This window comes from Rhizobium sp. 10N414, from assembly GCF_056394785.1.
This window is the reverse complement of the sequence record NZ_JBFTIN010000010.1, coordinates 60413-86386: the sequence shown is the minus strand read 5'-3', so window position 1 is coordinate 86386 and position 25974 is coordinate 60413. Positions and strand designations below refer to the sequence as shown.

General features: G+C 60.4%; 24 protein-coding genes and 1 tRNA gene. 17 read left to right on the top strand and 8 right to left on the bottom strand.

Annotated features, from left to right (window positions below; genetic code table 11):
* Window positions 1-13 precede the first annotated feature (13 nt).
* The 6 genes from AC1DE4_RS12070 to AC1DE4_RS12045 all read right to left on the bottom strand — a co-directional run bounded on the left by AC1DE4_RS12070 (window position 14) and on the right by AC1DE4_RS12045 (window position 6781).
* The gene (locus AC1DE4_RS12070) at window positions 14-1075 is read right to left on the bottom strand and encodes a four-carbon acid sugar kinase family protein (protein ID WP_025658106.1); all 1062 of its coding nucleotides are present in this window, start codon (window positions 1073-1075) and stop codon (window positions 14-16) included.
* A complete protein-coding gene (locus tag AC1DE4_RS12065) occupies window positions 1072-2064 on the bottom strand; it encodes an ABC transporter ATP-binding protein (protein ID WP_025658107.1) in 993 nt (330 codons plus the stop codon). The genes AC1DE4_RS12070 and AC1DE4_RS12065 overlap by 4 nt, the downstream gene beginning before the upstream one ends.
* On the bottom strand, window positions 2064-3071 hold the full coding sequence (locus tag AC1DE4_RS12060; RefSeq protein WP_025658108.1) for an ABC transporter ATP-binding protein: 1008 nt from the start codon (window positions 3069-3071) through the stop codon (window positions 2064-2066). The genes AC1DE4_RS12065 and AC1DE4_RS12060 overlap by 1 nt, the downstream gene beginning before the upstream one ends.
* Window positions 3071-4030, bottom strand: coding sequence for an ABC transporter permease (locus tag AC1DE4_RS12055; protein ID WP_025658109.1), 960 nt, complete (start codon window positions 4028-4030; stop codon window positions 3071-3073). Before AC1DE4_RS12055 ends, AC1DE4_RS12060 begins: the two co-directional genes overlap by 1 nt.
* A gap of 2 nt (window positions 4031-4032) precedes the next feature.
* Window positions 4033-4989 (bottom strand): ABC transporter permease, encoded by a 957-nt coding sequence (locus AC1DE4_RS12050; RefSeq protein ID WP_025658110.1) that lies wholly within the window; start codon window positions 4987-4989, stop codon window positions 4033-4035.
* A gap of 142 nt (window positions 4990-5131) precedes the next feature.
* The gene (locus AC1DE4_RS12045) at window positions 5132-6781 is read right to left on the bottom strand and encodes an ABC transporter substrate-binding protein (protein ID WP_025658111.1); all 1650 of its coding nucleotides are present in this window, start codon (window positions 6779-6781) and stop codon (window positions 5132-5134) included.
* 306 nt (window positions 6782-7087) lie between these two features.
* On the opposite strand from AC1DE4_RS12045, the gene AC1DE4_RS12040 reads away from it, so the two are divergent.
* The 7 genes from AC1DE4_RS12040 to AC1DE4_RS12010 all read left to right on the top strand — a co-directional run bounded on the left by AC1DE4_RS12040 (window position 7088) and on the right by AC1DE4_RS12010 (window position 14117).
* Window positions 7088-7993 carry a dihydrodipicolinate synthase family protein gene (locus tag AC1DE4_RS12040; RefSeq protein WP_477881437.1) on the top strand — a complete coding sequence of 302 codons (906 nt, stop codon included), beginning with the start codon at window positions 7088-7090 and terminating at the stop codon, window positions 7991-7993.
* An 11-nt stretch (window positions 7994-8004) separates the two neighbouring features.
* On the top strand, window positions 8005-9192 hold the full coding sequence (locus AC1DE4_RS12035; protein WP_477881435.1) for a sialidase family protein: 1188 nt from the start codon (window positions 8005-8007) through the stop codon (window positions 9190-9192).
* Window positions 9193-9542: 350 nt separating this feature from the next.
* On the top strand, window positions 9543-10676 hold the full coding sequence (locus tag AC1DE4_RS12030; protein ID WP_025658114.1) for an iron-containing alcohol dehydrogenase: 1134 nt from the start codon (window positions 9543-9545) through the stop codon (window positions 10674-10676).
* A 32-nt stretch (window positions 10677-10708) separates the two neighbouring features.
* Window positions 10709-11698, top strand: coding sequence for a 4-hydroxythreonine-4-phosphate dehydrogenase PdxA (gene pdxA, locus AC1DE4_RS12025; protein WP_477881488.1), 990 nt, complete (start codon window positions 10709-10711; stop codon window positions 11696-11698).
* A 78-nt stretch (window positions 11699-11776) separates the two neighbouring features.
* Window positions 11777-12742: a hydroxyacid dehydrogenase gene (locus AC1DE4_RS12020; protein WP_477881434.1), complete on the top strand. Its 966-nt coding sequence runs from the start codon at window positions 11777-11779 to the stop codon at window positions 12740-12742.
* Between the two features lie 37 nt (window positions 12743-12779).
* Complete coding sequence (locus tag AC1DE4_RS12015; RefSeq protein ID WP_477881433.1) at window positions 12780-13829, top strand: Ldh family oxidoreductase; 1050 nt, start codon at window positions 12780-12782, stop codon at window positions 13827-13829.
* Between the two features lie 114 nt (window positions 13830-13943).
* The gene (locus AC1DE4_RS12010) at window positions 13944-14117 is read left to right on the top strand and encodes a hypothetical protein (protein ID WP_477881431.1); all 174 of its coding nucleotides are present in this window, start codon (window positions 13944-13946) and stop codon (window positions 14115-14117) included.
* A gap of 174 nt (window positions 14118-14291) precedes the next feature.
* Here AC1DE4_RS12010 and AC1DE4_RS12005 read toward each other — a convergent pair.
* Window positions 14292-14366, bottom strand: a tRNA-Gly gene (locus tag AC1DE4_RS12005).
* A gap of 253 nt (window positions 14367-14619) precedes the next feature.
* On the opposite strand from AC1DE4_RS12005, the gene AC1DE4_RS12000 reads away from it, so the two are divergent.
* The 4 genes from AC1DE4_RS12000 to AC1DE4_RS11985 all read left to right on the top strand — a co-directional run bounded on the left by AC1DE4_RS12000 (window position 14620) and on the right by AC1DE4_RS11985 (window position 17123).
* On the top strand, window positions 14620-15129 hold the full coding sequence (locus AC1DE4_RS12000; RefSeq protein WP_062374261.1) for a prolyl-tRNA synthetase associated domain-containing protein: 510 nt from the start codon (window positions 14620-14622) through the stop codon (window positions 15127-15129).
* 53 nt (window positions 15130-15182) lie between these two features.
* Complete coding sequence (gene trxA / locus AC1DE4_RS11995; RefSeq protein ID WP_025658119.1) at window positions 15183-16148, top strand: thioredoxin; 966 nt, start codon at window positions 15183-15185, stop codon at window positions 16146-16148.
* A 112-nt stretch (window positions 16149-16260) separates the two neighbouring features.
* A complete protein-coding gene (locus AC1DE4_RS11990) occupies window positions 16261-16926 on the top strand; it encodes an LON peptidase substrate-binding domain-containing protein (RefSeq protein WP_018855843.1) in 666 nt (221 codons plus the stop codon).
* Between the two features lie 8 nt (window positions 16927-16934).
* Complete coding sequence (locus AC1DE4_RS11985) at window positions 16935-17123, top strand: Trm112 family protein (protein WP_007794429.1); 189 nt, start codon at window positions 16935-16937, stop codon at window positions 17121-17123.
* Here AC1DE4_RS11985 and AC1DE4_RS11980 read toward each other — a convergent pair whose 3' ends face one another.
* Window positions 17124-18338, bottom strand: coding sequence for a ubiquinone biosynthesis hydroxylase (locus AC1DE4_RS11980; RefSeq protein WP_025658120.1), 1215 nt, complete (start codon window positions 18336-18338; stop codon window positions 17124-17126).
* Window positions 18339-18424: 86 nt separating this feature from the next.
* Here AC1DE4_RS11980 and tesB point away from each other — a divergent pair, with 86 nt between their 5' ends.
* From tesB to AC1DE4_RS11950, 6 genes are all read left to right on the top strand, one after another.
* Complete coding sequence (gene tesB / locus AC1DE4_RS11975; RefSeq protein ID WP_018855841.1) at window positions 18425-19309, top strand: acyl-CoA thioesterase II; 885 nt, start codon at window positions 18425-18427, stop codon at window positions 19307-19309.
* Window positions 19310-19520: 211 nt separating this feature from the next.
* The gene (locus AC1DE4_RS11970; RefSeq protein WP_018855840.1) at window positions 19521-19871 is read left to right on the top strand and encodes a P-II family nitrogen regulator; all 351 of its coding nucleotides are present in this window, start codon (window positions 19521-19523) and stop codon (window positions 19869-19871) included.
* Between the two features lie 28 nt (window positions 19872-19899).
* Complete coding sequence (locus tag AC1DE4_RS11965) at window positions 19900-21333, top strand: ammonium transporter (protein ID WP_477881428.1); 1434 nt, start codon at window positions 19900-19902, stop codon at window positions 21331-21333.
* Between the two features lie 241 nt (window positions 21334-21574).
* Complete coding sequence (locus tag AC1DE4_RS11960; RefSeq protein WP_477881426.1) at window positions 21575-24235, top strand: FtsK/SpoIIIE family DNA translocase; 2661 nt, start codon at window positions 21575-21577, stop codon at window positions 24233-24235.
* Between the two features lie 136 nt (window positions 24236-24371).
* Complete coding sequence (locus AC1DE4_RS11955) at window positions 24372-25043, top strand: outer membrane lipoprotein carrier protein LolA (RefSeq protein WP_025658123.1); 672 nt, start codon at window positions 24372-24374, stop codon at window positions 25041-25043.
* Window positions 25044-25169: 126 nt separating this feature from the next.
* Window positions 25170-25973 carry an exodeoxyribonuclease III gene (locus AC1DE4_RS11950; protein ID WP_477881424.1) on the top strand — a complete coding sequence of 268 codons (804 nt, stop codon included), beginning with the start codon at window positions 25170-25172 and terminating at the stop codon, window positions 25971-25973.
* The last annotated feature ends 1 nt before the right edge of the window (window position 25974 follow it).

Sequence of the window (25974 nt, the reverse complement as noted above, 5' to 3'; positions counted from 1 at the left end):
CCGTCGGCATGTCCTATGCCGCCTGATTCTGTGCAATCAGTCTTACCAAACTATCAGAATTACCGAAGCCCCCGGACTTCACCGCGCAACGGAAAAGCAGGCCGTCTGCCGTTACGACGTCGAACCACGGAATACCCGCCTCGATTTCGCCCTGCGGCCTCAGGACCCGAATGCCGAGCGCGCGGAAAACCGCGAGCGCCGTATCGCCCCCGCCGACCATCAGCATGTCCGGGCGCGTCATCTCTATGGCCGATTTTACGCCTTTCGCGAAGCGGTCGGCAACTGTCGCAGCCTCGCTGGTGATTTCGCCGGTGCAGCGAAGGAGAATCGGCAAGCCAAATCGCGCTTCGGGAGGCACTGCTCCCATGGGGGCATCAATGGTTGCGGCGAGGCATTCGGTGCCTTCCAGCCTGGCCATTTGTGCTGTTGTGATCGGGTCGCGGGAGCCGAAGGCGAAGACGGTCCGGCTCGATGCGGCAAACGCTTTGCTTGTCCTGTTCGGCTGCCCGATCTTGCGGGCAAGTGCGGCTCCGATACCGCGGGCGCCGACGGCAAGGGCGTTCGTCCAGTCGTGTGCCTCAACCACTTGGTCGAGATCGCCGTCCGTTTCGGCATCGCGGACCAGCACCTCGGTGTCACTTGCGTCAAAAAGCTCGGCAATCGGCAGCGGCCGATCGACACCACGACCGACGACGTGACCGTTGCGGGTCAAACGCTCTTGATCGGGAATGGCTGGTGCCACCACGATTGCCTCGTGACCGAAGGAGGCAGCCAAAGCTGCGCTTTCCGCTGCAACGTTCCCCTTAAGCCGGGAGTCGATCTTTTTCAGAACGATTTGAGGCGAGGCGGCAAGAAGGGCCTTCGCCGCAGCGCTGACCCTTCCTGCCGCTTCCTCCTCCGGGAGAGCTCTCGAAGCCGTGTTGACCACCACGACCTCGCTACCGGTCGCAAGCGTTTCCGATATGGCCCCGACGTCGATCGCGACAGCGACGGAAAGTCCGGCGTCGACAAAGGGGGTTCCCGTGTCGAGCGCGCCGGTCAAATCGTCAGCGATGATCGCGACCTTCAGCGTCATTCAGTCTGTCCTGAGTTGACAGCGTGGCAGGCGACGAGATGGCCAGGCTTGGCTTCTTTCCATTCCGGCACGACCTTGCTGCACACGTCCATGGCGATCGGGCAGCGCGAGTGGAAGCGGCAGCCGCTCGGTGGGTTGAGCGGGCTCGGCACGTCGCCCTGCAGGATCTGGCGCTTGCGCGTGCGCTCCAGCTCCGGATCGGTTTCCGGAACGGCTGACAGCAGTGCCTTGGTGTAAGGGTGCAGCGGGTTCTCGAACAGCTCCTCGCGCGTCGCAAGTTCCGCCAGGCGGCCGAGATACATGACGCCGACGCGGGTACTGATATGTCGGACAACAGCCAGGTCGTGGGCGATGAAGAGGTAAGTCAGGCCATACTTCTCCTGCAGATCGAGCAGGAGATTAATAATCTGCGCCTGTATCGAGACGTCGAGCGCCGAGATCGCTTCGTCGCAGACGATGAATTTAGGCTGGCAGGCAAGTGCGCGAGCGATGACGACGCGCTGTCGCTGGCCGCCGGACAGCTCATGCGGATAGCGCTGCGCAAAGCGCGTCGGCAGGCCGACGTCGGTCAGCAGGGTGGCGATCTTGTCCTTGAGCTCCGCTTTGGTGCAGAGCTTGTGGAAGAGGATCGGTTCGCCGACTGCCTCACCGATCGTCATGCGCGGGTTGAGCGTCGAATAAGGATCCTGAAAGACGATCTGCAGGTCGCGGCGGAAGGGCCGCATCTGTTTTTCATCAAGGGTCGCGAGATCCTGGCCCTTGTAGACGACCTTGCCTGATGTCGCCTTGTAGAGGTTGAGGATAGTGAAGCCGGTCGTCGACTTGCCGCAGCCGGATTCGCCGACAAGCGAGAGGGTTTCGCCTTCCATGATGTCGAGGTTGACGTTGTCGAGCGCATAGACGGTCGCCGAGCGCTCGCCGAAGGCGCCGAGCTTGACGTGGAAATGCTTGACGAGGTTTTCGACCTTGAGCAGCGGCTGTGCACCCATCACGCAGCCTCCTGCATTTTCTGGACGACGAAGCAGGCTGTGCGGTGGTTTCCGGCGCCTGATAGCGGTTCGAGTTTCGGCACGCGCTCGTGGCAGACGGCTTCCGCCAGCGGACAGCGTGGGGCAAAGGGGCAGCCCTTGGGGCGGCGGCCCGGCTCCGGTGGCGTCCCGCCGATGGACGAAAGCCGGCTTGCCGGCGCATCCGAGAGCTTCGGGATCGAGGCGAGCAGACCGCGCGTATAGGGGTGGCTGGGGCGGGCATAAAGCTCGTCAACCGGTGCATCCTCGACGACGGTTCCGGCATAAAGCACGGCGACACGATCGACGAGACCGGCAATCAGCGCCAGGTCGTGGGTAATCCAGACAACCGACATGCCGAGCTTGGCGCGCAGATCCTTCACCAGATCGACGATCTGAGCCTGAATGGTGACGTCGAGTGCCGTCGTCGGCTCGTCGGCGATCAGCAGTTTCGGATTGCAGGCAAGGCCGATCGCGATCATCACACGTTGGCGCATGCCGCCGGAGAGTTCATGCGGATAAGCCTGCAGGCGCTCTTCCGGCCCGGGAATGCCGACGAGGCGTAGCAGTTCGACAGCACGTACGCGCGCATCGGCCTTCCTCATCCCGCGATGATAGATCAAGGGCTCGCAGATCTGGTCGCCGATGCGCATCACCGGGTTAAGCGAGGTCATCGGATCTTGGAAGACGAAGCCGATATCGCCGCCGCGCACCTTGCGCAGTTCCTTGTTCGACATCTTCTGCAGGTCGTGGCCGTCGAAGCTCGCGGATCCCTTGGTGACTCTGATCTTGTTCGGCAGAAGCCGCATCAGGCTCAGCATGGTCAGGCTCTTGCCACAGCCGGATTCGCCGACCACGCCAAGCGTCTCGCCCTTGTTGACGTGCAGATCGATGCCATCGACCACGACCGCTGGGCCGTTTCTGCCATCGATTTCGACCGTCAGGCCGCGGACATCGAGGAGTTTTTCGTTGGATCGGGTGGTGTTCATCACTTCGAACCCCGCGGATTGAGTGCGTCGTTGAGGCCATCGCCGAGGAAGCTGAAGGCGACCGAGGCAAGACCGAGAACGGCTGCCGGGGCGGCCAGCAGATGCGGATAGTGCTGCCAGACGCGCAGACCGTCCGAGATCATGTTGCCCCAGCTTGGGGTCGGCGGGTTGACGCCGATGCCGAGGAAGCTGAAGGCGCTTTCCAGAACCATCGCAGTGCCAAGGCCGGCGCTGACGGAGACGATCAACGGGCCAAGCGCATTCGGAATGACGTAGCGTTTCATGATGATCCAGTTCGAAAGGCCGAGCGCCTGCGCGGCCGTGATGTAGGGCCGGCTCCGGATCGACAGGACCTGGGCGCGAACGAGGCGCGCATAGGGCGGCCAGGAGATCAAGGCCATCGAGCCGAAGACCAGAATGAAGTCGACCCAGATGGTCTGGCGATAGAAGGGATTGAGCGTCGCCAGATACTGCGCCTCCATCCATTTGGTGATGGGGGACTTCAGCGATGCATTGATGACGACGACGAGGAGCAGGTTCGGCACCGACATGGTCATGTCCGTCAGCCACATGATGACGCGGTCGAACGGATTGCCGAAGAAGCCAGCGATCGCGCCAAGGATCGTGCCGATAAACACGGCGATGACGGTGACAATGACTGCGACCAGGAAGGCCGTGCGGGTGCCGAAGACGACTCGGCTGAACACGTCGCGGCCGAGATCGTCGGTGCCGAAGAGATGTTGCAGCGATGGAACGGCGTTGCGGGCCTGTAGATCCTGGCTCAGGTAGTCGTAGGGCGTCAGATACGGGCCAAAGATCGCGGTGAAGGCGAGGATTGCCACGACGATCAGGCCGAAGACGGCAAGCTTGTTGCGCTTCAGGCGATACCAGGCGTCGCGCCACAGGCTGACGGGTGCTTCTTCCTGAGCTGCGACGGGAGAGAGAGGGATGGCGGACATGGTCAGCGGCTCCTTCTTGCATCGTTGGCACGCGGATCAAGCAGCGGATAGAGAACGTCGACCAGAAGGTTCGAGATCATCACCAGGAAGGATCCGATGAGCGTGATCGCCAGAATGACGGGGTAGTCGGAATTGGTCAGCGCCTGCACGGTCAGGCGACCGAGGCCGGGAAGACCGAAGACGAGCTCCACGAAGATCGCGCCGTTGACAATGGTGATCATGATCAGGCCGAGCTGTGTCACGACGGGCGTCAGCACCGGGCGCAGGATATGGCGCAGCGCTACGACCATCTCGGGCACGCCCTTGGCGCGGGCGGTGCGGACGAAATCTTCAGACAGTACCTCGATGACGGCGGCGCGTGTTTGGCGGACGATCAGCGCGATCGGCTGAAATGAGAGCACGATGAGCGGCAACAGGATGCGCACATCGAAAACACCACCCCAGCCATACGGCACCTTGACCATCGGCAGCAGCACGATAAGGCCGACCATCAGCAGCGGGCCGGCGACATAGGCCGGTATCGCCCACAGAAAGAGCGCGCTGCCGAGGATCGTATAGTCGAGGCGGCTGTTCTGGTTCATCGCGGCGATCATGCCAAGCGGAATGGCGATAACAGTCGTCAGGATGATGGAACAGAGCGCAAGCTTGAAAGAAACGGGGGCTGCAGCCGACACCATTGCCCAGACCGAGCGGCCGGATGTTAGCGAGTTGCCGAACTGGCCATGCAGCAGGTTCCAGATGTAAAGGGCGAACTGCTCGATGAAGGGCCTGTTCAGGCCGGCACTTTCGCGGATGGCTTCGATGCGCTGYGGATTGTAGGCGACATCGCCGGGTGCGCGCAGAAAGATCAACTTGATCGGATCGCCGGCGCCGTAGAAGGCCAGCGCGTAGACGGCCAGCATCACGATCAGCACGGACGGAATCCAGATGGCAAACCGGGTCAGCACGTAGCGTAACAAGGTCATCTCCCACCGGTTGGCAGACACCTTCCGCATCAACGCGGACATGTGATGTCTTCTTGAAACTTGCGCGAAGGCCTTGCGGTCTTCGCGCGGTTGCTAATATGCCCGAGGGCTATCTGTTTCAGAGTTTCGTGCCGGCTCAGCCGATCGAAATGTCCCAGGGCGCCACGACCTGCCAGTCGAGGTTCTTCTCCATTCCCTTGACCTCTTTGGTGGCCCAGCGGGACATCGCCTGAGAATACCACGGAATGAATGCCCAATCGTCGCGGAATGCCTTCTGAGCATCCTGGGCGAGCTTGACGCGCTGCGGATCATCGACGGCTTTCGTCGCCGCTTCGGCAAGTGCCGCATCGACCTTGTCGTTCTTGTAGCCGCCAAGCTTGTTCTGTGCGTTCGACGAGGTCGAGGCGATGCAGCCGGCGAGATAGGAAACGGCATCGGGAACACGAGTGCCGACGTCGTCGCGGAAGATCTGGACGGCGTTCTGGTCCGGACCGGCATAGGAGTCCTGCTGCGGCTTCATGTCGACGGCCGTGATGCCAAGGTTCTGGCGCCACTGCTCGGCAATGAACTGGGCGGCAGCCTCGATAGCTGGGGCGGAAATGCCGACGAAGAGGATCTTCGGCAGGCGCTCGGGACCACCATAGGTCGATTCGGCAAGCAGCTTCTTTGCTGCGGCTGGATCGTACGGATAGGGCTCGAAGCCGGAGTTTTCGGCGCCGGGAACGGAATTCAGGATCTGGTCGGCCTTCTTGTGCGGACCGTCAGGATAGGAAGCCTTGAAGAGGCCGTCACGATCGATTGCCATGATCAATGCCTGGCGAACCTTCGGATCGTCCATCGGTGCGCGGGTGACGTTGAACCAGAAGTGCTGGCTGGTCGGGATCAGCGGACCGGCGGAGAATTCGGGGCCGAGGTCCTGGATAATCGTCGAGGTGACCAGTTCCGTGTGTGCGTTGAACTCGCCGGACTTGATGAGCGACGTCGCGGTGACGTTGTCTTCGATCGAGGTGATTTCGATGCGCGCGAGCTTCGGCTTCGGGCCAAAGAAGTTCTCGTTCGGCTCGAATACCAGCTTGCCGGCGTCGATGTCGATGCTCGTCAGCTTGAACGGGCCGGAATAGACGGCGCTGCTGTCGGGCTTGTACCAGTCCGCCACTTCCTCGCCGTCACTACCACGAGACTGCGCGGCCTTGGTGATCGGTGCGATATGGTTGGCAAGGCGCATGAAGAAGATCGGGTCGGCTTCCGCCAGCGTCACGACGACGGTGCCTTCGTCAGGCGTGGCGACGCCCGTCAGCTCGTTGCCGGAACCGGCGCCGATTTCCTTGTAACCCTGAACCTTGCTCAGTACCTGGTCGGCACGCTGGCTCTTGGTGTTGGGCATGGAGGCCACTTCCCAGGATCCCTTGACATCAGCCGAGGTGATCTTGCTGCCATCCGAGAAGACAGCCTTGGGATCGATCTTGAAGGTCCAGACCTTGTTGTCGGTCGACTCCCAACTGGTGAAGACGTATGGCTTGATCTTGCCTTCGCTGTCGAAATACATCGGCGAGGCCCACCAGATCGAATTCCAGCGGAACGGAACGCCGCCGCCGCGCAGCGGCGACCAATCCTGGTTGAAGGCCGGATTGGCAACCTTCAACACCTGACCGTCATCGGCCAGCACGATGCGAGCATTCATGCCGAAGATTGTGAGGCCGACGCCGGCGGCGAGGCCAAGCTTCAACGCGTCGCGACGCGACACCTGCGCTTTCTGCGCAATATTCCCTTCATTCCGATCAGTCATCGTGTCCTCCCATGGCAAAATCAGTGACGGCACCACTTTCACTCTGTTCCCGAAAGTGCGTCACGACATGGCGCAGACACTCGCGCGATAATGTAAATATGTCAATACAAATTAATCGATGGCGCTTGCGTCAAAAAGATCGAAATATTTTCTGTAATTTTTTCAATATGTTAAAAAATCACAATCGAAGCTCTCCGTATTGTCATATTGACAACAAAGGTTCAGGGGATGAAGAAAACGCCATCTTGCGGGCCGGATTTCCGGTCGCTGCCGCCTTTTTCGCGGCGTTCATCCGAGGAGGACGATATGAGCAATCACAAGATTACAGGCGTATTTAGCGCGGCCGCGACGCCACTCAATGCGGATGGCAGCCCGGATCTCAGCCTTTTCACCGAGCACTGCCAGCGACTGTTGCAGGAAGGTTGCCACGGCATCGCCCTGCTGGGCACGACGGGGGAAGCAAACTCCTTCTCCTCCAGCGAGCGCCGTGCAATTCTCGAGGCAGCGCTCAAGGCGGGCGTGCCGGCCGACAGGCTGCTCCCGGGGACGGGCGTCGTCGCCATTCCTGAAACCGTCGAATTGACCAAGCACGCCCTTTCGCTCGGCGTGACGAAGGTCGTGATGCTGCCGCCCTTCTACTACAAGGGAGTTTCCGACGACGGATTGTTCGCTGCCTACTCGCAGGTCCTGGAAAAGATCGCCGACGCGCGGTTGCAGGTCATTCTCTATCACATCCCGCAGGTCTCGGGCGTTCCGCTTTCGATTCCGCTGATCGGCCGACTGATAAAAGACTTCCCCGACACGGTCGTCGGTATCAAGGAATCGGCCGGCGATTTCAATAACATGCAGGCGATCATCGCGGCTTATCCGGGCTTCTCCGTGCTGGCGGGCGCCGATCCGCTGCTCTTGCCACTGCTGAAGGCCGGAGGTGCGGGCTGCATCACGGCAACCTCCAATCTCGTCGCGAATTCGCTGCGAACCGTTTACGACAAGGTGCATGACGAGACGCAGGCCGGCGCCGTCGAGGCCGCCCAGGCTCGCATCAACGCCTATAGAACGCTTTCCAATTCCTACGTGCAGATCCCGACCATCAAGGCCATGGTCGGGCTGAAGACCGGCAACGCTGCCTGGAAGCGCACGCGTGCGCCGCTGATGCCGATCAGCGATGCCGACTACGTCGCGCTTTCCGAAGCCTATGCCAAGCTGCCGTAGGGAGCGCGACCATGAGTTCCACAGCTTTGCCAGCCGAGGCCGTTCCGGCACTGATGACCGGAGAGATCGTCGCGAACGCGAACGAAATGGGGCGCGCAGATGCCTATCTGCCCTCCCCTTGCATCCAGAACCATGCCGCCAACCTCGCCTTTCTGCCTGACGGGACACTCACCTGCGTTTGGTTTGGCGGCACGATGGAGGGTATGGGCGACATTTCCATTTACATGTCGCGGCTTGCCTCGGATGCCGATGTTTGGTCGCAGCCGGAGAAAATGTCCGACGATCCCACCAAATCCGAGCAGAATCCACTGATTTTCACGGCTCCTGATCAAAGGGTCTGGCTGCTTTACACCTCGCAGACCTCGGGCAATCAGGATGGTTCTGTTGTCAAATGTCGGACTTCCGAGGACGGTGGCAAAACCTTCGGAGAGGTCCGCCTTCTCTGCGACATCCCAGGCACCTTCGTTCGCCAACCAATCGTCGTCAACGAGGGCGGCGCCTGGCTCCTGCCGGTCTTTCGCTGCATCGGATTGCGCGGCGAGCGCTGGACTGGCGACGTGGATACGGCAGGCGTGCTGATCTCCCGCGACCAAGGCGAGAGCTGGGCTATGACCGAGGTCCCTGACAGCATTGGGGCGGTCCATATGAACATCGTTCCGACCGACGATGGCAACCTTGTCGCCTTCTATCGAAATAGGTTCGCCGAATCCGTCTTGTGCAGTCGCTCGAGTGATGGTGGTGAGCATTGGAGTGCGCCGCAGCCGATCGATCTCCCGAACAACAACTCGTCAATTCAGGCGACAAAGCTCAAAAACGGCGTGATAGCAATGGTTTATAACCATTCCAATGCGTCGATGTCGGACGCTCGGCGACAGTCGCTTTACGATGAGATCGAAGGTGACGATGAGATCAAGGCGGTGTCGGCGCCGGCGATCGAGCGCCGCAAGGCCGTCTGGGGAGTTCCCCGTGCGCCGCTCAGCCTCGCCTTCTCCAACGACGGCGGCGCAAGCTTCCCACGTCGTATCGACCTCGATACCGGCGATGGATATTGCCTGAGCAACAACTCGAAGGACTCGGTGAATCGCGAGTTTTCCTACCCTTCGGTTGTCCAGGGGCCTGATGGCACTGTGCACATCGCCTATACCTACTATCGCCGAGCCATCAAATACGTCCGGCTTTCGGCAGATGCGATTGCCTGACGCCTTCACAGGTTGTCAGTTGTGAACCTCATCGATCCGACGCGGCTCATCGGAGCACTAAACGCGTCGAATTGGGTGCTTGTTTTGACAACTTTTGCGCCCTTCTTCCGACGATCCAGTGCGGGCGCTCTCGGCGCCTGCCAAGCGACGCATCGCTTCAGTATTGTAATAAATTTCAATATGTTGGCTTGTATAATGTGTTTTCTTCCCTGCGATGATCTCGAGGAGAAACGCATTTTATTTCGACACTATCGAATGTGTCGCTTGCCAAGTACGGGATCATTGTATAACAAATTTACATCTTGTGCGACCTGATGTGTCGCTAGCACTTGCAGGGGAGGACTGGTCCAGTGGTTAGCTTGGATTCGCCTATCACAATCGTTCGGCCGCATCTGATCGAGTTCGGTGTCGGTACGGCGGGGCGGCTCGGCAAGTGGGCGAGCGAGAAGTGCTATCGCCGGACTCTCGTCATTTCCGACGCCTTCAATGCGACGCGCGTCGATGTGCTTGCGCTCAAGGGTGAAGTCACGGTGTTTGCCGATGTGACGCCCGAGCCTGACATTACCAATCTCGACAAGGTGCTGGCGGCGGCGAACGCGGCGGATGCGCAGCTTGTCGTCGGCTTCGGCGGCGGGAGCGCCATGGATCTTGCCAAGCTCGCAGCTGTTCTCGCCGGCTCATCGCAAACGCTTCATGAAGTCGTCGGACCGAACAAGGTCAACGGACCGCGCCGCGTTGCTCTCGCGCAGGTGCCGACCACATCAGGCACGGGAAGCGAGGCCGGCATCAGAGCTCTGGTCACCGACCCGAAGACGATGGCGAAGCTCGCCGTCGAAAGCATGCACATGTTGGCCGATATCGCGGTTGTCGACCCGGCGCTTACCTTCAGCGTGCCTGCGCGCACGACCGCGGCGACGGGTGTCGACGCCATGGCACACTGTGTCGAGGCATTCACCAATCGCAAGGCGCATCCGATGATTGATCTCTACGCCATCGAGGGTACGCGGTTGGTCGGAAAGTATCTCGCGCGGGCGGTCAAGGACGGATCCGACGCCGAGGCGCGTGCGGGCCTGTCGCTTGCCTCGCTGTATGGCGGCTTCTGTCTTGGCCCGGTCAATACGGCTGGCGGCCATGCACTCGCCTATCCGCTCGGTACACGCTGGCATGTCGCGCATGGCGCGGCAAACGCCCTGATCTTTCCGCATGTTCTCGCATTCAACACTCCCGCCGTGCCCGAAAAGACCCGTGCTGTCATGGACGCCCTTGGCCGCAGGACCTCCGACGAGATCGCGTCGGTGTTCCATGCCGCCTACTCGTTCTGCGCCGAACTCGGCATTGAGATGAAACTCTCCGGCCTCGGCGTTCCGGAAAGCGATCTGGATGCGATGGCCGAGGATGCCTTTGCCATCCGCCGCCTGCTCGACAATAATCCGCGCGATCTGTCGCGCGCCGATATCCGCTCGATCTACGAAGCCGCCTTCTAAGGCGCGTTTCCATTCAAAGAGGACCGTGAGTGATGGACAGAAATGCGAAAGTCGCCGTGACGCTCGGCGATCCGGCGGGCGTCGGCCCCGAGGTGATCGTCAAGGCGCTCGCCACGATGCCGGAACAGGAGCGGCGTGATTTCGTCATTGTCGGCAACACGGAAGCGCTCGAGCGCGCCAATCGCGCGGCAACAACCGGACTTTCCTTTGCGCCGGCGGATGCAGCGGGCGCCGGCAAGATTGCCGTCGATGAGGTGGACCTCGGCGCACCGTTACCGGAGATCGGCAAGGTCAGCCCTGTAGCGGGCGATGCCTCGGTTCGCTACATCAGCCGCGCGGTCGATCTTGCGATGTCGGGCGACGCCGATGTCATCGTCACCGCGCCGATCAATAAGGAAGCAATGAACCTTGCTGGCCACCATTATGATGGTCACACCGGCTTGCTGGCGCATCTCACAGGTTCGAAGAGCTCGTTCATGCTGCTCGCCTCGGAGCGGCTGAACACCATCCATGTCTCTACCCATATTTCGCTGAAGGGCGCGATCGAGCGCGCGAAGACCGAGCGCGTGCTGGCGACGATCGAGGCAGGCCACAACCACTTCATGCGCCTTGGCAAGAAGGCGCGCATTGCGGTCGCCGGCCTCAATCCGCACTGCGGCGAAAACGGTCTGTTTGGCACAGAGGATACCGAGTTCCTGGCCCCGGCCGTCGAGCTGGCGCAGGCGAAGGGGATCGATGTCGTTGGTCCGATCTCGGCGGATACGGTCTTTGCCCGTGCCTATAACGGCGCCTTCGATCTCGTCATCGCGCAGTATCACGATCAGGGCCATATCCCGATCAAGCTCATTGCCTTCGACACGGCGGTCAACGTGTCGCTCGGCTTGCCGATCGATCGCGTGTCGGTCGACCATGGGACGGCCTTCGATATTGCCGGCACGGGCAAGGCCAACCACGTGAATATGCTCTCGGCCATTGCCTATGCACGGCTGATGGCGCGGTCTCCACGCCGACGGGAGGCTTAACGCTTCGCGTGCTTGTTGCATTGTCAGCGGCGCAGCGTTGCGCCGCCTGCCGCTTTGCTCGTTGGAGGAAATGAGCGAATGGAAAAGACTGTTGTCATTCTCGGCGGTGAATTGGCGCCGGAAGGTCGCTCGCTTCTGGAAGAGGCCGGAGCAAGCGTCATTGCCACAGCGCCCTATATCGACCGGCGCGCTGTTATCGAAACAATGAAGGCCCACCGACCGGATGCCGTCATCGTGCGATTGTTGGCTGATCTTCTTGGTTCGGAGGAAATGCAGGCAGGCGGAAGGCTCCGGCACATTGCCAAGCACGGGGTCGGGACGAACGACATCGATGTGAAGGCAGCCACAGCGCTCGGCATTCCGGTGTCGATGACTACGGGCAGCAACGGGCACTCCGTTGCCGAGCATGCGCTCGCGCTGATCATGGCGCTGGTCAAGGATCTGCCGCGCCAGGACGCGCTGATCCGGGACGGTATCTGGGACAAGAACCAGTACAAGGGACGCGAGCTGCGCGGCCAGCGGCTTGGCCTCGTCGGTTTCGGCTTCATCGGCCAGACGCTGGCGAAAATGGCCGGCGCGGTCGGCATGACCGTCTCGGCCATTGATCCACACGCGCCAGACAGCGCCTTTGGCGATGAGGTGGGCCGCGAAACAGATCTCGATACGCTTCTTGCGAATTCCGATATCGTCAGTCTGCACTGTCCGCTGACACCTGAGACGCAAGACCTGATCGACGCCCGCCGCATCGGCCTGATGAAACAAGGTGCGTTCCTGATCAACACGGCGCGGGGCGAAGTCGTCGATGAGAAGGCATTGGTTGCTGCCCTCGAAGATGGGCACCTCGCCGGAGCCGGTCTCGACAGTTTCGCCGTCGAACCGCCGGGCATCGACAATCCCCTGTTCCAGCTTTCGAACATACTCGTCACGCCACATGTCGCGGGCGTGACCCTCGACGCGAAACGCGCCGTCTCCATCATGTCGGCCGAGAACGTGCTTGCCGCGCTCGACGGTGTGACGCTTCACCCGCGCTTTCTGGCGCGCTGACCCGACGGCCCGGTGCCGGCAAATAATGGAGTAAGCCATGGGCGAGACATCCGACATCCGCTACGCGCCGGATAGGCTGCGCCAATTTGCACGGGCGCTGTTTGCCGCTGCCGGGCTCGAGGAGGAGAAAGCGGCCGCCGTCGCCCACTATCTCCTCGAAGCCGATCTGATGGGACACACGACGCATGGTTTGGCATTGGCCGGCTGGTATCTCCAAAGTATCGCCGATGGCGTGATGAAGCGCGAAGGTCTGCCGGAGGTGGTCTCCGACCGCGGGCCGGCCATTGCGTGGCAGGGGCAGCGCCTGCCCGGTGCCTGGCTGACATCGGAGGCGGTGAAGCTTGCCTGCGAGCGTGCGGCGAGCTACGGCACAGCGACGATCGCGATTGCGGACAGCCATCACATCGGGTGCCTTGCCGCCTATCTCACCATCGCGACCGATCGCGGCTATATGGTCAGCATCGCGAGTTCCAGCCCATCCGGGGCGCAGGTCGCTCCGTTCGGGGGACGAAAGGGCGTCTACACGCCGAACCCCGTCGCTCATGGTATTCCGACGCCCGGCGATCCGATCCTGATCGATATCAGCGCTTCGATCACGACGGTCAACATGGCGCAGCGTCTGGTCCGCGAGGGCCGACAATATGATCATGCGTGGCTGATGGACGAGAACGGCGAGCCCAGCCGTGATCCGCGAGTGATCGAACGCGGTGGCACGCTTATGCCGGTCGGAGGGCTCGATCATGGCCAGAAGGGCTATGGCATGGCGCTTCATGTCGAAGCCTTCACCCAAGGTCTTTCAGGGCTCGGCCGCGTCGACGGGCTGAAGGGTACCAATGCTGCTGTCACCGTCCAGGTTTTCGATCCTGACGCCTTTGGCGGCCGCGATGCCTTTCTGCGGCAGACCGGCTGGCTCGCCGATGAGTGTCGCAGCAATCCGCCGCGACCCGGTGTTGCCCGCGTTCGGCTGCCCGGGGAAAACGGCCTGGCGCGCAAACGCTCTGCCCTGGCGGATGGGGTCGCCCTGCACTCCAACATCATGGCATCGCTCGCGTCCCATGCCGAACGGCTCGGCGTCGCAATGCCCTAGCTTCGGGCCACCACTCATCTGGAACAAAAGCACGTGGAGAGTTCGATCGAGCCGTTTCGATCACCGCTCACAGCGGCTAAGTGTTTACAAAGCGTAAACAGTCGGAGGGATGAGATGAGACGTTTCGCAGCAGGTCTGACCGCGGCTCATTTGGAGCAAATGCTCGCACCCTACATCGCCGACCGGCAGGGTGAAGCGGATCGCGGCAATGCCGAGCGTGGTGACGAGCGCGAAACCGCCCCGACCAAGAAGGCCGCGGAGAATGCCTGGACATCGCCTCGCAACTAAATTCCGCTGACCGTTTTTCGAGATCCGAGAACCGACGACTTTGGCGCGGCCGAACGTCGGTTTTTTTGTTGCCCGGCGATCTCGCCAAGCGCCAGCACGCATTTCTAATGTCTTGAAAACACAAGCGATCGTCAGGCCAAAGCCTGAAAAAAGATCACCTGTTAGAAGGAGATTTGGAGCGGGCGAAGGGATTTGAACCCTCGACCCCAACCTTGGCAAGGTTGTGCTCTACCCCTGAGCTACACCCGCTCAATCCGCATCGGTCCGGGGTAGTTGTGAGGACCGTGGGCGCCACCTTGCGGCGACGGGCGCTATATCGCCCAAACGATTTTCAAATGCAACAGGGAAATGACGGAAACTCGAAGAAAAATTTGCGGGCCTCGTTCGGAGACATCGGAAGTGCCGCAAATGCAGGGCAAAGCGTCGACCGCGAGCGTTGCAAAAGATGATGGCGGGACGTAATCAGGCATGCATCCACTTTCCCGACCGCATGGATTTTCCGATGACCGACGCGACGCCGAAGACGAGAGACGACCTTTTTGCCTTTCTTGATGGCTTGGATATCAAGCACAGCACCAAAAACCATGCGCCTGTCTTTACGGTTGCCGAATCGGTCGCACTGCGTGACGAGATCCCCGGCGGCCACACGAAAAATCTCTTCGTCAAAGACAAAAAGGATCAGTTCTTCCTGCTGACGGTTGAAGAAAATGCGACTGTAGATCTGAAGACGGTGCACACGCTGATCGGCGCCGCCAGCAAGGTCTCATTCGGAAAGCCGGAAAGGCTGATGGAGTATCTTGGGGTTGCGCCCGGTTCGGTCACGGCCTTTGGGGCCATCAATGACACCGGTGGAAATGTGACGTTCGTTCTCGATGCCGATCTGATGAAGGACGAGATCATCAATTGCCACCCACTGTCCAATGATGCAACGACTTCGATTGCAAGCGGAGATCTTATTCGCTTCATGGAAGCGACGGGACACAAGCCGCTTGTCTTGAAAGTGACGTCCTGACATACGATTTTAGCGCTAGAAAAGCCGGCTGACCGGCACGGCGGGAGATATCCATGAGCGGCAACGACAATCCTTACAGCAATTCCTTTGGCCAGATGACGGCAACGGCGAATTATGGGGCGGCCCCGGCTGCGGGCGCGGGCGGTTACATCAAGGATACGACGACCGCGAACTTCGCGAAGGATGTCATCGAGGAATCTCGCAACCAGCCGGTTCTGGTCGATTTCTGGGCACCGTGGTGTGGTCCCTGCAAACAGCTGACCCCAGTGCTGGAAAAGGTCGTCAATGAAGCGCAAGGGCGCGTCAAGCTGGTCAAGATGAACATCGATGACCATCCGTCGATCGCAGGCCAGCTTGGTATCCAGTCGATTCCGGCCGTAATCGCCTTCGTCGGCGGTCGTCCCGCCGATGGTTTCATGGGCGCTGTGCCGGAGAGCCAGATCAACCAGTTCATCGATCGGATCGCCGGTCCGGCCGGCGCCGACCAGGCGGCCGAAATCGAAGGCGTCCTCAAGGAAGCGAACGAGTTGTTGGCATTGGGCGATATCAATGGTGCCGCACAGCTTTACGGCGCCGTCATGCAGGCCGATCCCGAGAATGCGAAGGCTTTGGCGGGAATGGCCGAATGCATGATTGCCGCAAACCAGCACGAGCGTGCGCGCGAGGCGCTGACTGACCTGCCTGAGGAGATGGCGAAGGACCCGGCGATCCAGGCGGTATCGAAGAAGCTCGATCAGATCGAGGAGGCGCGCAAGCTTGGTGATCCCGTCGCTTTGGAGCAGGACCTAGCGCGAAATCCCGACGATCATGAGGCCCGCCTGAAGCTTGCCAAAATCCGCAACGTCGAGGGTCGGCGCGAAGAATCGGCAGAGCATCTGCTTTATATCATGCGCAAGGACCGCGTTTTCGACGACGATGGCGCTCGCCGGCAACTGCTGCAGTTCTTCGACGTCTGGGGCTTCAAGGATCCTGCGACGGTTTCGGCGCGGCGCAAGCTCTCGGCCATGCTATTTTCGTAATTCGGGCTTCAAGTTTCGATCGCCCGCCCTTGCGTTTTCGGGGGCGGGCCCCACATTCCCGATTGTGCGGGCGCATCCTGTCGCGCCCGCGGGTGACGCAGGACCAGTCTCTATGCAAGTGGGGAATGCACGATACTTAAAGCCCGGTGATCTGCCCGATACGATCGCTGTCTTTCCGCTTGGCGGTGCGCTTCTGTTGCCCACAGGCCAGTTACCTCTCAACATCTTCGAGCCGCGTTATCTCGCGATGTTCGACGCCGCTTTGTCGGGAAATCGACTGATCGGCATGGTCCAGCCCGCTTTGGGGGACCAGGAAGGGCAGGGCGAGGTTCTGGCCCCGGTTGGCTGCCTTGGACGCATTACATCCTTCGCCGAAACAGGGGATGGTCGCTACATTGTTTCTCTCACCGGCATCTGCCGCTTTCGCCTTCTAGAGGAGCGCGAGACCCACAATCCATTCCGGACCTTCCGCATTGCGCCGTTCATTGCCGATCTTTCGGCACGCGATGAGGAGGACGCCGTCGATCGCGCCGCGCTTCTGGCTGCTTTCAAGGCCTATCTCGATGCAAACAAGCTCGAGGCCGATTGGGAAAGCGTCGAGCGCGCCAGCAACCTGACGCTCGTCAATTCGCTGGCGATGATGTCGCCCTTCGGGCCTGCCGAGAAGCAGGCGCTTCTGGAGGCGCCCGACCTCAAGACACGAGCGGAAACGCTGATCGCGATCACCGAGATCGTGCTGGCGCGCGTGTTCGGTGACTCGGACACCGTTCTGCAGTAAAAAGGTTCATGGACGAAAAACTCAGCCGCGTTGATCCGAAGCTTCTCGAACTGTTGGTATGCCCTCTGACCAAGGGCAGGCTAACTTACGACCGCGAACACAATGAACTCGTGTCGGAGAAGGCGCGCCTCGCCTATCCGATCCGTGATGGCATTCCGATCATGCTGGTCTCGGAGGCCCGTGGACTGGACGACTGACTAGATCGTCTGTCCTGCGAGCAGGCGAGGATTGTCCTTGGCTGTGGTGCCTGCCGCCTGGCCGATGAAGAACGACTTCAGGCCGGGAAGCCGATCGACGACGCCGAGGCCAAAATCGCGGGCGATGCGCAGCGGCGCCAGGTCATTCGAAAAGAGCCGATTGAGTACGTCGGTCGTGACGCCCATACGGAAGGTGTCAAAGCGACGCCATACCTGATACCGCTCGAGAATGTTGATCGAGCCGATATCAAGGCCAAGCCGATCGGCCTCGACAACGGTTTCGGCAAGGGCTGCGACATCCTTGAAGCCGAGGTTCAGGCCCTGGCCGGAAATCGGATGGATGCCATGGGCCGCATCGCCGGCGAGCGCTACACGCGGAGCGACGAATGCCCGCGCCAGCGTCAATCCGAGCGGGAAGGCGCGCTTGTCACCGACAGTCCTCAACGTGCCAAGCTTGTGACCGAAGCGGCGCTCCAGTTCCTCTTCAAAGATGAGATCGTCGGACGTGACGAGACGGTTTGCTTCCGACGTTGGCTCCGTCCAGACGAGCGAAGAGCGATTTCCTTTCAGCGGCAGGATCGCAAACGGGCCAGACGGAAGGAAATGCTCTTCCGCGCAGCCGTGATGCGGACGCTCATGCTCGACCGTTGTGACAATTCCCGACTGACCATAATCCCAGGACACGGTCTTGATGCCTGCCAGATCCCTTAAGTGTGAGCGGACGCCGTCGCAGGCGACAACAAGTCGGGCTTCCAACACGCTGCCATCCGAGGCGGTGACGGTTGCGTGCGTATCTTCCACGGAGAGACCGGTTGCGCTGAAGCCGTGGCGAATTTCGATGCCAAGACGCTCGCATGCGCCCCGCAGCGCCCGCACGAGCGTGACATTCGAAATCATGTGCGCGAAGGGCCGTCCATCCTCCACTTCGCCATCGAAGGTCAGGAAAACCGGCCGTACGGGATCTGCGGTTTTCGAATCGGTAACGATCATCTTGGTGATCGGCTGCGCCTCGGGCTCGATCTCATCCCAGATGCCGAAAACCTCGAGCATCCGGGTGGCGGCGGCGATAATCGCCGAGGCACGCATGTCCTTCTGCCAGACGCCCGCAGGTGCTGCCTCGACGACCGCGATATCGAGATGAGGTGCTGCCTGCTTGACCGCTACGGCCGCGGAAAGACCGACATAACCTGCGCCTACAACCAGCATGTCCCGCATGGAGTTTCGTTCCGTTTCTTGTGAATATCGTATTGATCTATATAGATCATCGCTGCCGCACTTCCTACCGTCCGGAGCTATACAAAATGACGCGTGACACCGAAAAACCAACTGCGATGGAGACGCTGCTTTCCACGCTGGACCTTGAACCGATCGAGGTCGACATCTTTCGTGGACGCAGCCCGCAGGTTGGTTGGCAGCGTGTTTTTGGCGGTCAGGTGATCGCACAGGCCCTGATGGCAGCACAGCGCACGGTGGCGCGCGACCGCATTGTACATTCGCTGCACGCCTATTTTATGCGCCCTGGCGATCCTTCGGTGCCGATCGTCTATCAGGTCGAGCGGATCCGCGATGGGTCGAGTTTCAATACACGCCGCGCCGTCGCCATCCAGCATGGAGAGGCGATATTCGCTCTCTCTGCCTCATTCCAGATCGAGGAGCCCGGCTTCGGCCACCAGATCCTCATGCCGGATGTTCCCGCTCCTGAGAAGCTGCTCGATGAACGGCAGATCGCAGCACAGTTTCTTGCCAACGCGCCGGCACCGATTCGCAAGTATTGGGAGCGTGAACGGCCGATCGAGATCCGGCCGATATCGCTGACTCATTATTTCTCGGATGAGAAGCTCGATCCGGTTCAGCATGTCTGGGTGCGGGCGACGGGGCCGGTTCCCGACGATCGCTATTATCAGGCGGCGATCCTGGCTTATCTTTCCGACATGACCCTGCTCGATACATCGCTTTATCCGCATGGAACGTCGATCTTCGATCAGACGATCCAGGTTGCGAGCCTCGATCACTCGATGTGGTTCCATCGGCCAACCAAACTCGACGATTGGCTTCTTTATACGCAGGACAGTCCTTCGGCTTCCGGCGCGAGGGGCCTCACTCGCGGTAGCTTGTTTACGAGGGACGGTACCCTGATTGCGTCGGTGGCGCAGGAGGGGCTGATTCGTAAAAGGGCAAATGAATAAATTGTAGGCACATTTGTTCATTTGGGTATTTTTTGAGCGATTATTGGGCAGTCATTTGCCTGTTTATTAGTGCCGCTTTATATAACCATTATATTTCAATAGGTTAGCTTCCTCGTGGGAATCTGGCACGCTCCTTGAATGTATATCCCCGGTCGCTGTTCGTGAACGTCAGCGGCAAGGAGAGTCGGCTCCGCGCCGAGGATAACGAAGGATGGGAAACCAGATGAAAATTGTGATGGCCATTATCAAGCCGTTCAAGCTGGACGAGGTGCGCGAAGCCCTCACGGCGATCGGCATCCAGGGCCTGACCGTGACCGAAGTGAAGGGATACGGGCGCCAGAAGGGGCATACTGAGATTTATCGCGGCACCGAATATGCGGTGAGCTTCCTGCCGAAGCTCAAGATCGAAATCGCGGTTGCTTCCGAACTCGTCGACAAGGCCGTTGAGGCCATCGTGTCATCCGCCAAGACCGGCCAGATCGGCGATGGCAAGATCTTCGTTTATTCGATCGACCATGCCGTGCGCATCCGCACCGGCGAAACCGACACAGAAGCGCTGTAAGAGCGGCAGAGCAAGGGAGCCTCTTTCAATGTCAATCTCGAAATTTTCCTCCACATATGCGCGGCTTGCTGCTGCGCCTACCGCGCTGCTCGCGCCGGTTGCCGCCTTCGCGCAGGATGCCGCCACGACCGCTGCGCCTGCTGCCGCCGCTGCTGCTCCTGCGATGACGGTCGACAAGGGTGACAACACGTGGATGCTCATCTCCACCGTGCTTGTCCTGCTGATGACAATTCCGGGCCTCGCCCTGTTCTACGGTGGCCTCGTCCGCGCCAAGAACATGCTTTCCGTTCTCATGCAGGTCTTCATGATCACGGCCGTGGTCATGATCATCTGGGTTACCTACGGCTATTCGCTGGCCTTTACGGACGGCGGTTCGCTCAACAGCTTCGTCGGCGGCTTCTCGAAGGCATTCCTTGCAGGCGTCGACACGACCACCCTGTCAGAGACCTTTACGAAGGGCGTTGCAATTCCCGAGCTGACCTTCGTTTGCTTCCAGATGACCTTCGCCTGCATCACGCCAGCCCTGATCGTCGGCGCCTTTGCCGAGCGCATCAAGTTCTCGGCCGTCATGCTGTTCGTGGTTCTGTGGGTCACTTTCGTCTACTTCCCGATGGCACACATGGTCTGGTTCTGGGGTGGCCCAAGCTCCTACACCTCGCCGTCTGGCCTGATCTTCTCCTACGGAGCGCTCGACTTCGCCGGCGGCACGGTCGTCCACATCAATGCCGGTATTGCCGGTCTGATCGGCGCCATCATGCTAGGCAAGCGCACGGGCTATAAGAAGGAAATCATGGCACCGCACTCCATGACCCTCACGATGGTCGGTGCTTCGCTTCTGTGGGTCGGCTGGTTCGGCTTCAATGCCGGATCGAACCTCGAAGCAAATGCCTACGCCTCGCTCGCGATGATCAACACCTTTGTCGCAACGGCTGCTGCCGCTGTGTCCTGGTGCCTCGTTGAAAACTTCACCCGCGGCAAGGCTTCAATGCTCGGTGCAGCTTCGGGCGCTGTCGCTGGTCTCGTTGCCGTTACCCCGGCAGCTGGCTTCGCCGGCCCAATGGGTTCGATCGTTCTCGGCCTCATCGTCTCGCCGGTCTGCTACTTCTTCGTTGACGTCGTGAAGAACAAGTTCAACTACGACGACTCGCTTGATGTCTTCGGTGTTCACTGCATCGGTGGTATCCTTGGCGCCATCGGCACCGGTATCCTGGTCAACCCGGCACTCGGCGGGGCAGGCATTGTCGACTACTCGACGGCCGATTTCGCCGCCGGCTATCCGGGCACGGCGACGCAGGTCTTCGCTCAGCTGAAGGGCGTCCTGACAACGATCGCATGGTCGGGTATCGGTTCCCTGATCCTCTACAAGATTGTTGATGTCGTCATCGGTCTGCGCGTCTCTGTTGAAGCCGAGCGCGAAGGTCTCGACCTTTCGACTCACGGCGAGGCCGCTTACCACGCGTAATCAAGGCATTGCGGCGCTCGCGCAAGCCGGCGCCGCTGAACAGCCCGTCGCGGCCTATTCATCCGAGTAGACCGCTCTTGGCCCGGACCTCCATAGGTTCGGGCTTTTTTATTTTCCGCTGCAAGATGTGGGGGCGGCATGGTTAATACCGCTTTAACTGTCCTCTGATTAGGTGGGGCGAAGGTACTGAGCGCAGACGCTTGGCGATTCGAACGCTCTCACGCATTGGACGGGTACACACATGGCAAGAAGCACATCGCCAGCAATGGATGGCCGGCCGGACCGTTTTTCCCTCTCGGGTTTCATGTTCCGGCAGGCGCAGACCCTTTTTGGCTTCGCCATCTTCCTGCTGCTCGCATTGGCGGTCGCAGCGCTCGCGACCTGGAACGTCGCGGACCCGAGCTATTCCTATGCGACCGGAAACCAACCGACGAACATCCTGGGTTATGGCGGCGCCGCGTTCGCCGACATCGCCATGCAATTCTTTGGCCTGGCCAGTGTCGTGGCGCTTCTGCCGGTTGTCGCTTGGGCTCTCGCTCTGATCTCAGGCAGGCGTTTCAGCCGCATTCCCGCGCGCGCCGCAGCCTGGGCCTTGGGTTCCGTGCTCTCCTCCGCCGTTATTGGCTGCTTCCCGCCACCGCTCACCTGGCCGATCCCGAATGGCATCGGCGGCGTTATCGGCGACATGATCCTGCGGTTTCCTGCCTTGTTCGTCGGTGCCTATCCGACGGGCGCTTTTGCGACTGCCGTCGGTTGCGTATTCGCTGTCCCGACCGTCTGGATGATGCTGTTTGCTGCCGGCATCGTCGGTCGCAGCGAGGACGATGAAGAGGAAGCCGAGGAAGCCTACGCAAGCACTCGCTCCAAGCTGCGCTCGGTCGGCGACGAAGATGAAGATGACGATGAAGGCGGCTGGCTTGCCTTCGGTGCGCTGACGCACGCCTGGTACATGAGCCAGGCCCGAATACGCCGGCTGCTCGGCATGGGTCCGCGCAAGCGCCGGCAGGATGATTTCGAGTCGCCGTACGACTTCAACGACGACGAGTTTGGCAAGCTGAACGAGCCGGTTCGCGCCAAGGCGCCGGCCGGGCGTGGCGATCGCATGGAGCCATCAATGGAGCCGCGCGCTGCCTCGCAGCGCCGCGTTGTTTCTACTCCGTCCGTTTCGCTTGATGATGATGACGATGACGACGATCTGCCTTTCGACGACATGCCGCCGCGGCCGGCCGATATCCTGCCCGATGACGATGACTGGATGATGCGCGCGCCGGCCAAGGCGACCGGGCGCGCGGAACCGCGCGTCGTGCAGCCTCCGGCGCGGCCGAAACCTGGTGCGCGTCTCGAACGGGAGCAGCAGGGGTCGTTCATTCGTCCTGAAGGCTTCCAGCTTCCGTCGATGCACCTGCTCGCGGAACCGAAGAATGTCGTGCGAGATTCGACACTATCTGCCGACGCGCTGGAACAGAATGCGCGCATGCTCGAGGGCGTGCTCGAGGATTTCGGCGTCAAGGGCGAGATCATCCACGTTCGCCCCGGTCCGGTCGTCACGCTTTACGAACTGGAACCTGCGCCGGGCATCAAGTCGTCCCGCGTTATCGGCCTTGCCGACGATATTGCCCGTTCGATGAGCGCGATCGCTGCCCGCGTCGCCGTCGTGCCGGGTCGCAACGCGATCGGCATCGAACTGCCGAACTCCACGCGGGAAACCGTCTATCTGCGTGAACTCATCGCTTCCCGCGACTTCGAGGGCTCCAAGGCCAAGCTTGCCATGGCACTCGGCAAGACGATCGGCGGCGAGGCCGTGATTGCTGATCTGGCGAAGATGCCGCACTTGCTGGTTGCCGGTACGACCGGTTCCGGTAAGTCGGTCGCCATCAACACCATGATCCTGTCACTGCTCTACCGCATGACGCCGGAGCAGTGCCGCCTGATCATGATCGATCCGAAGATGCTCGAATTGTCCGTCTACGACGGCATTCCGCACCTTCTCTCGCCTGTTGTGACGGATCCGAAGAAGGCAGTCGTTGCGCTCAAGTGGACCGTCCGCGAGATGGAAGAGCGGTACAAGAAGATGTCGAAGATCGGCGTCCGCAATATCGACGGCTTCAACAGCCGCGTCGAGCAGGCGCTTGCCAAGGGCGAGGTGATCTCGCGCACTGTCCAGACCGGTTTCGACCGCCATACCGGCGAAGCGATGTACGAGACGGAAGAATTCGACCTGCAGCCCATGCCTTACATCGTCGTCATTATCGACGAGATGGCCGACCTGATGATGGTCGCCGGCAAGGATATCGAAGGTGCGGTGCAGCGCCTGGCGCAGATGGCACGCGCGGCCGGCATCCACGTCATCATGGCGACCCAGCGTCCGTCCGTCGATGTCATCACGGGCACGATCAAGGCAAACTTCCCGACGCGCATCTCCTTCCAGGTGACGTCGAAGATCGACAGCCGCACCATCCTCGGAGAGCAGGGCGCCGAGCAGCTGCTCGGCATGGGTGACATGCTCTATATGGCCGGCGGCGGGCGCATTCAGCGCGTCCATGGTCCGTTCGTTGCCGACATGGAAGTGGAGGAGATTGTCTCCTATCTGAAGACTCAGGGCTCGCCGCAATATCTCGACGCCATCACCGCCGATGACGACGAAGATGGCGACTACGGCGGCGGTCCGGCAGGGACGTCCAATCTCTCCGATTCCGACGATCCGTACGACCAGGCTGTCGCCATCGTTCTGCGTGACGGAAAGGCGTCAACGTCGTATATTCAGCGTAGACTTGGCATTGGATACAATCGCGCCGCATCACTGATCGAGCGGATGGAGCAGGAAGGCATCATCGGTCCCGCCAACCATGCTGGAAAACGCGAGATCCTGGTTCCGACCGAAGACGATATTCTGGACCGTTGAGGTCGACAGCGATCGAAATGACGCCGGGATCACGGAAACCTGATCGCGCTGAAACCGTTAGTTTATGCAGGTCTGCGAACTACGCCATGAAGGCGCCGCGTTTCCGCAGCATTCGAATTGCATAAAGGAGACATAGATGAACAACTCCGATTCCATCTTGGATCGCATCTCGCTGAGCCGGCGCCATCTTCTCGGCTCGCTGGCCGCCGCTGCGGCGTCTGCGATTCCGATTGCTGCCTATGCGCAAGCGGCATCCGCTGCTTCAGGTGCCAGCACCGCGCAGGCGATCGCGGATCACTTTTCGAGCGTCGCTACGATGCAGGGCGAATTCGTTCAATTCGGCCCGCGTGGCGAGCAGACCGGCGGAAAGTTCTACATTCAGCGCCCCGGCAAACTGCGCTTCAACTATGACAATCCGTCACCGATCCGTGTCATCGCGGACGGCAAGAACGTCGCTGTTGGAAATATGAAGCTCAAGACGTGGGATCTCTACCCATTGTCGAAGACGCCGCTCAGCCTGCTGCTGGCGCAACGGATCGATCTCTCGGCCGGCTCGGTGAAGAGCGTGAAGCAGGAATCCGACCTGACGACGATCGCCCTTGGCAACAACACGATCTTCGGTAACTCGACAATTACGATGATGTTCGACCCGAAGACCTACGATCTCCGCCAGTGGACGATTACCGACAATCAGGGTAAAGACACTTCGGTGATGGTGTTCAACGTCAAGACTGGCGTCCAGTTCGACGACAAGGTGTTCAGGGTACCGTACGAGGTAATCCCGGGAACGGCCGCTTACCGAGATTGATTTCAGCTGTTTTATGAGAAGAACGCCTCGCGATCTCGCGGGGCGTTTTTCTTTGCGCGCATCCGTTCCATCGGCAAAGCCTTTGCTCTAAAGCCAGTTCGTCCGGTTTTGAAAGGCAACGATGGAATGAGCTTCTCGGTTACGACGTGGAATATCAACTCTCTGCGGCTGCGCATGCCGATCGTCGAGCAATTCGTCCTCAAACATAAGCCAGACATCCTTTGCTTCCAGGAAACGAAGGTTCCGAACGACTTGTTTCCTGCCTCGCCATTGCGCGCGATGGGCTACGAACACATCATCATCCATGGTCAGAAGGGCTATCATGGTGTTGCCATCGCATCGCGCGTTCCGTTGGTCGAGGACCACCGGCAGGACTATTGCAACGTCGGCGACGCGCGGCACATCTCGGCCATCTTCGAGCGCAGTAGCCGGCGTATTCGGCTGCATAACTTCTACGTGCCGGCCGGAGGCGACGAACCGGATCGGGAGATCAATCCGAAGTTCGGCCACAAGCTCGATTTCATCGAGGAAATGAAGCAGCTCAAGGCAAATGGTGAGGCGAATACATCGTCAATCCTTGTCGGCGACCTCAACATCGCTCCGCTTGAGCATGACGTCTGGTCCCACAAGCAGTTGCTGAAGATCGTCAGCCACACGCCGGTGGAGACAGAGGGCCTTCTCGAGGTGATGCAGCGCGGCGCCTGGCTCGACCTGATGCGGCAGCACGTGCCTGAGAACGAAAAGCTCTATACCTGGTGGAGCTATCGCGCCAAGGACTGGGAAGCGGCCGATCGCGGCCGTCGCCTTGACCACATCTGGAGCTCAAAGGATCTTGGGCCACACCTGCAGCGCATCGACATCCTGAAGGAAGCGCGCGGCTGGGAGCGGCCGTCCGACCACGTGCCTGTCACGGCGCACTTCAATCTCTGAT

What these genes read in the sequence shown, in the direction of transcription:
- AC1DE4_RS12070 (WP_025658106.1), bottom strand. Translation starts at nt 1,075, where the DNA reads ATGACGCTGAAGGTCGCGATCATCGCTGACGATTTGACCGGCGCGCTC.
- AC1DE4_RS12065 (WP_025658107.1), bottom strand. Translation starts at nt 2,064, where the DNA reads ATGGGTGCACAGCCGCTGCTCAAGGTCGAAAACCTCGTCAAGCATTTC.
- AC1DE4_RS12060 (WP_025658108.1), bottom strand. Translation starts at nt 3,071, where the DNA reads ATGAACACCACCCGATCCAACGAAAAACTCCTCGATGTCCGCGGCCTG.
- AC1DE4_RS12055 (WP_025658109.1), bottom strand. Translation starts at nt 4,030, where the DNA reads ATGTCCGCCATCCCTCTCTCTCCCGTCGCAGCTCAGGAAGAAGCACCC.
- AC1DE4_RS12045 (WP_025658111.1), bottom strand. Translation starts at nt 6,781, where the DNA reads ATGACTGATCGGAATGAAGGGAATATTGCGCAGAAAGCGCAGGTGTCG.
- AC1DE4_RS12040 (WP_477881437.1), top strand. Translation starts at nt 7,088, where the DNA reads ATGAGCAATCACAAGATTACAGGCGTATTTAGCGCGGCCGCGACGCCA.
- AC1DE4_RS12035 (WP_477881435.1), top strand. Translation starts at nt 8,005, where the DNA reads ATGAGTTCCACAGCTTTGCCAGCCGAGGCCGTTCCGGCACTGATGACC.
- pdxA (WP_477881488.1), top strand. Translation starts at nt 10,709, where the DNA reads ATGGACAGAAATGCGAAAGTCGCCGTGACGCTCGGCGATCCGGCGGGC.
- AC1DE4_RS12020 (WP_477881434.1), top strand. Translation starts at nt 11,777, where the DNA reads ATGGAAAAGACTGTTGTCATTCTCGGCGGTGAATTGGCGCCGGAAGGT.
- AC1DE4_RS12015 (WP_477881433.1), top strand. Translation starts at nt 12,780, where the DNA reads ATGGGCGAGACATCCGACATCCGCTACGCGCCGGATAGGCTGCGCCAA.
- AC1DE4_RS12010 (WP_477881431.1), top strand. Translation starts at nt 13,944, where the DNA reads ATGAGACGTTTCGCAGCAGGTCTGACCGCGGCTCATTTGGAGCAAATG.
- AC1DE4_RS12000 (WP_062374261.1), top strand. Translation starts at nt 14,620, where the DNA reads ATGACCGACGCGACGCCGAAGACGAGAGACGACCTTTTTGCCTTTCTT.
- trxA (WP_025658119.1), top strand. Translation starts at nt 15,183, where the DNA reads ATGAGCGGCAACGACAATCCTTACAGCAATTCCTTTGGCCAGATGACG.
- AC1DE4_RS11990 (WP_018855843.1), top strand. Translation starts at nt 16,261, where the DNA reads ATGCAAGTGGGGAATGCACGATACTTAAAGCCCGGTGATCTGCCCGAT.
- AC1DE4_RS11985 (WP_007794429.1), top strand. Translation starts at nt 16,935, where the DNA reads ATGGACGAAAAACTCAGCCGCGTTGATCCGAAGCTTCTCGAACTGTTG.
- AC1DE4_RS11980 (WP_025658120.1), bottom strand. Translation starts at nt 18,338, where the DNA reads ATGCGGGACATGCTGGTTGTAGGCGCAGGTTATGTCGGTCTTTCCGCG.
- tesB (WP_018855841.1), top strand. Translation starts at nt 18,425, where the DNA reads ATGACGCGTGACACCGAAAAACCAACTGCGATGGAGACGCTGCTTTCC.
- AC1DE4_RS11970 (WP_018855840.1), top strand. Translation starts at nt 19,521, where the DNA reads ATGGGAAACCAGATGAAAATTGTGATGGCCATTATCAAGCCGTTCAAG.
- AC1DE4_RS11965 (WP_477881428.1), top strand. Translation starts at nt 19,900, where the DNA reads ATGTCAATCTCGAAATTTTCCTCCACATATGCGCGGCTTGCTGCTGCG.
- AC1DE4_RS11960 (WP_477881426.1), top strand. Translation starts at nt 21,575, where the DNA reads ATGGCAAGAAGCACATCGCCAGCAATGGATGGCCGGCCGGACCGTTTT.
- AC1DE4_RS11955 (WP_025658123.1), top strand. Translation starts at nt 24,372, where the DNA reads ATGAACAACTCCGATTCCATCTTGGATCGCATCTCGCTGAGCCGGCGC.
- AC1DE4_RS11950 (WP_477881424.1), top strand. Translation starts at nt 25,170, where the DNA reads ATGAGCTTCTCGGTTACGACGTGGAATATCAACTCTCTGCGGCTGCGC.